This window comes from Enterobacter sp. K16B, assembly GCF_020216105.1.
GTDB classification, from domain to species: Bacteria; Pseudomonadota; Gammaproteobacteria; order Enterobacterales; family Enterobacteriaceae; genus Enterobacter; species Enterobacter sichuanensis.
The window spans coordinates 1-4,764 of the sequence record NZ_JAIWJZ010000173.1 but is presented as its reverse complement, the minus strand read 5'-3'; the positions used below and the strand labels follow the sequence as shown (position 1 = coordinate 4,764).

Sequence of the window (4,764 nt, the reverse complement as noted above, 5' to 3'; positions counted from 1 at the left end):
CCGCCGCCGCCCTGACCGCGACCACCCTGACGACCATTCTGAATCGGCTCCGCTTTAATGGACGGGTCCACTTCATAGCCCGGGGTTTCGATACGCGGGATCTCTTTCTTCAGCAGGCGTTCGATATCGCGCAGCAGTTTGTGCTCATCCACGCACACCAGTGAGAGCGCTTCACCGGTTGCCGCCGCGCGGCCGGTACGGCCAATACGGTGCACGTAGTCTTCCGGCACGTTTGGCAGCTCGTAGTTCACCACGTGCGGCAGCTCTTCAATGTCGAGGCCACGGGCGGCGATGTCGGTCGCCACCAGCACGCGGATATCGCCAGACTTGAAGTCTGCCAGCGCACGGGTACGCGCGCCCTGGCTCTTGTTGCCGTGGATCGCCGCACTGCGAATGCCGTCTTTGTTCAGCTGTTCCGCCAGATGGTTCGCGCCGTGTTTGGTGCGGGTAAAGACCAGCACCTGCTGCCAGTTGCCCTGGCCGATCATCTGCGAGAGCAGTTCCCGCTTACGCTTTTTATCCACAAAGTGAACGTGCTGCGTCACCTGTTCGGAGGCGGTGTTGCGGCGCGCCACTTCCACTTCCAGCGGGTTATGTAGCAGTTTTTCCGCCAGCGCCTTGATCTCGTCGGAGAAGGTCGCGGAGAAGAGCAGGTTCTGACGACGCGGCGGCAGTTTAGCCAGCACGCGGCGAATGTCGTGAATAAAGCCCATGTCGAGCATGCGGTCGGCTTCGTCCAGCACCAGAATTTCAACGTTATCCAGCTTCACCGCGTTCTGGTGTTCCAGGTCCAGCAGACGGCCCGGCGTGGCCACCAGCACGTCCACACCGCCGCGCAGCTTCATCATCTGCGGGTTAATGCTGACACCACCGAAAACGACCAGCGAGCGAATGTTGAGATAGCGGCTATAGTCACGCACGTTCTCACCAATCTGGGCGGCCAGCTCACGGGTTGGGGTGAGGATCAGCGCGCGGACCGGACGACGGCCCTTGGCGTGCGGCTGATTTTTTACCAGCAGCTCTAACAGCGGCAGGGTAAAGCCCGCGGTTTTACCGGTCCCGGTCTGGGCGCTGGCCATCAGGTCGCGGCCCTGCAGGACGGCGGGGATCGCCTGCTGCTGGATTGGGGTTGGCTCAACGTAGCCCTGCTCTGCGATCGCGCGCAAAATTTCCGGGTTCAGGCCAAGGGAATCAAAAGACATAAAAACTCCGAACCGCCCCGACCATCACAGGTGTAGTTTTCAGGGAGATATAACAATTAGGAGGACAAAAACCACAATGTCGCGAAGGGGCGGAGTGTAGCAGCTTTTGTGACGTGGCGCATAAAATATCCCTCAGTTCCCTCGACGAGAAGGGGAATCAGGCATAGTCTTAATCAATCGATTGATTAATTTTTAATGCCGCCATGAATACAACCCCGACGACATCAAAAGGTGAACAAGCCAAAAATCAGCTTATTGCCGCCGCGCTGGCGCAGTTTGGCGAGTACGGGCTGCACGCGACTACCCGGGATATCGCGGCGCTGGCCGGACAGAACATCGCTGCCATTCCCTACTATTTTGGCTCAAAAGAGGATTTATACCTCGCCTGCGCCGACTGGATCGCCGATTTTATCGGCACGCAATTTCACCCGCACGTCGAGGAAGCCACCGCGCTGCTCAGCCAGCCTGCACCCGATCGCGAGGCCATCCGCCAGCTGATTCTTAATGCCTGTCACAACATGATCCGCCTGCTGACGCACGACGATACGCTCAACCTGAGCAAGTTTATCTCCCGCGAGCAGCTCTCCCCCACTGCCGCCTACCAGCGGGTACACGATCGGGTGATTGCCCCGATGCATACCCACCTGACCCGGCTCATTGCCGCCTATACCGGACGGGATGCCGACGATACCGGGACAATTTTGCATACCCACGCCCTGCTGGGCGAAATCCTGGCCTTCCGTCTGGGCCGGGAGACCATCCTGTTACGCACCGGCTGGACACAATTTGATGAGGATAAAGCCGCGCAGATTAGCCAGGTCATCGCCTGTCATCTCGATCTGATCCTGCAAGGCTTAACGCAAAGGAGCCTGAAGTCATGAAAAAACCTGTCGCCATCCTTCTGGTGGTTGTTGTTTTGCTTGCTGCGGGAGTCGGTGGCTGGCTATGGTATCAGAGCCATCAGGACCGGGGCCTGACGCTGTACGGTAATGTTGATATTCGCACGGTGAATATGAGTTTCCGGGTCGGCGGACGTCTCGCCTCGCTGAACGTTGACGAAGGCGATGCCATTAAGGCGGGTCAGACGCTGGGTATGCTCGACAAAGCGCCTTTTGAAAATGCGCTGCTGCAGGCCAAAGCCGGCGTTTCCGTTGCCCAGGCGCAGTATGATCTGATGCTTGCCGGCTACCGCGATGAAGAGATTGCCCAGGCCGCGGCGGCCGTCAAACAGGCGCAGGCGGCCTATGACTACGCGCAGAACTTCTATGCCCGCCAGCAGGGGCTATGGAAAAGCCGTACGATTTCCGCTAACGATCTGGAAAATGCGCGATCATCACGCGATCAGGCCCAGGCGACGCTGAAATCCGCCCAGGACAAGCTGAGCCAGTACCGCACCGGTAACCGTCCGCAGGACATTGCTCAGGCCAAAGCCAGCCTGGAACAGGCGCAGGCGCAGCTGGCCCAGGCGGAACTGGATCTGCACGACACCACGCTGGTGGCACCGTCAGACGGCACGCTGATGACCCGCGCCGTGGAACCGGGTAGCATGCTCAGCGCGGGCAGCACCGTCTTAACCCTCTCCCTGACCCGCCCGGTCTGGGTACGCGCTTACATCGACGAGCCGAATCTCGGCCAGATGCAGCCGGGCCGCGAGCTGCTGCTCTATACGGATGGCCGCCCGGACAAGCCGTATCACGGCAAAGTGGGCTTTGTCTCCCCTACCGCCGAATTCACACCGAAAACCGTTGAAACCCCAGACCTGCGCACCGACCTGGTCTATCGCCTGCGCATCATCGTGACCGATGCGGACGACGCGCTGCGTCAGGGCATGCCTGTTACCGTAAAAGTGAACAACGGGGAACGACATGAATGACGCGGTTATTCAGCTCAACAATCTGGTTAAACGCTTTAAGGGAATGGATAAACCCGCGGTTGCCCCGCTGAACTGCACCATCCAGAAAGGCTATGTCACCGGGCTGGTGGGCCCGGACGGCGCAGGCAAAACCACCCTGATGCGGATGCTGGCCGGTCTGCTGAAGCCGGATGAAGGCTCGGCCAGCGTGCTGGGTCTTGACCCGATTAAGGACGACGGTGCGCTGCACGCCATGCTTGGCTATATGCCGCAGAAGTTTGGCCTGTATGAAGATCTGACGGTGATGGAAAACCTGAACCTGTATGCCGATCTGCGCAGCGTTACCGGCGAAACGCGGCAGAAAACCTTCGCCCGCCTGCTGGCGTTCACCTCCCTCGGTCCGTTCACGGACCGCCTGGCGGGCAAGCTCTCCGGCGGGATGAAGCAGAAGCTGGGCCTGGCCTGCACGCTGGTGGGCGAGCCGAAGGTCCTGCTGCTGGATGAACCCGGCGTGGGCGTTGACCCGATTTCGCGCCGCGAGTTGTGGCAGATGGTGCATGAGCTGGCAGGCGACGGGATGCTGATCCTCTGGAGTACCTCCTACCTTGACGAAGCCGAACAATGCCGGGACGTCCTGCTGATGAACGAAGGCGAACTGCTCTACCAGGGCGAGCCGACGACGCTGACGCAGAGCATGGCCGGGCGCAGTTTCCTGCTGCACAGTCCGCAGGAATCCAACCGCAAGCTGCTGCAGCGGGTACTGAAACTGCCGCAGATCAGCGACGGGATGATTCAGGGCCGCTCGGTGCGGGTGATCCTCAAAAAAGAGGCCACCGTTGACGATATTCGCCGTGCGCAGGGCATGCCTGAGCTTGAGATGGAAGAAACCGCGCCGCGATTTGAAGATGCGTTTATCGACCTGCTGGGCGGGGCTGGCACATCGGAGTCCCCCCTCGGCGCAATCCTGCACACGGTGGAAGGGACACCCGGGGAAACGGTGATTGAAGCCAAATCCCTGACCAAAAAGTTTGGTGATTTCGCCGCCACCGACAACGTCAACTTCGCGGTGAAGCGCGGGGAAATTTTTGGCCTGCTCGGGCCGAACGGCGCGGGGAAATCCACCACCTTTAAGATGATGTGTGGCCTGCTGGTCCCGACGTCTGGTAAAGCGCTGGTGCTGGATATGGATCTCAAGGTCAGCTCCGGTAAAGCGCGCCAGCACCTGGGCTATATGGCGCAGAAGTTCTCCCTGTATGGCAACCTGACCGTAGAGCAAAACCTGCGCTTTTTCTCCGGGGTGTATGGCCTGCGTGGGCGGGCGCAGAATGAGAAAATTCGCCGCATGAGCGAGGCCTTCGGGTTAACCAGCATCGCCTCTCACGCCACCGACGAACTGCCGCTCGGTTTTAAGCAGCGGCTGGCGCTGGCCTGCTCGCTGATGCACGAGCCCGATATTCTTTTCCTTGACGAGCCGACCTCCGGCGTTGATCCCCTCACCCGCCGCGAGTTCTGGCTGCATATCAACAGCATGGTGGAAAAAGGGGTGACCGTTATGGTCACCACCCACTTTATGGACGAGGCGGAGTATTGCGACCGCATCGGGCTGGTGTATCGCGGCAAGCTGATTGCTCACGGCACCCCCGACGACCTGAAAGCGCAGGCCGCCGACGATGAGGTTCCGGACCCGACCATGGAGCAGGCGTTTATTAC

The 4,764-nt window shown here is 59.9% G+C and carries 4 protein-coding genes; 3 read left to right on the top strand and 1 reads right to left on the bottom strand.

The window, feature by feature from the left end; all coding sequences use genetic code 11:
• Positions 1-1,202 (bottom strand): ATP-dependent RNA helicase RhlE (gene rhlE, locus LDK53_RS22080; protein ID WP_225288079.1); only part of this gene is annotated, 1,202 nt, incomplete at its 3' end.
• Between the two features lie 203 nt (positions 1,203-1,405).
• On the opposite strand from rhlE, the gene cecR reads away from it, so the two are divergent.
• The 3 genes from cecR to LDK53_RS22065 form a co-directional block, all read left to right on the top strand.
• Positions 1,406-2,083 carry a transcriptional regulator CecR gene (gene cecR / locus LDK53_RS22075; protein ID WP_025757257.1) on the top strand — a complete coding sequence of 226 codons (678 nt, stop codon included), beginning with the start codon at positions 1,406-1,408 and terminating at the stop codon, positions 2,081-2,083.
• A complete protein-coding gene (gene hlyD, locus LDK53_RS22070) occupies positions 2,080-3,075 on the top strand; it encodes a secretion protein HlyD (protein WP_025757256.1) in 996 nt (331 codons plus the stop codon). The genes cecR and hlyD overlap by 4 nt, the downstream gene beginning before the upstream one ends.
• A partial coding sequence (locus tag LDK53_RS22065) for an ATP-binding cassette domain-containing protein (protein WP_225288078.1) occupies positions 3,068-4,764 on the top strand: 1,697 nt, incomplete at its 3' end. The genes hlyD and LDK53_RS22065, both read left to right, overlap by 8 nt.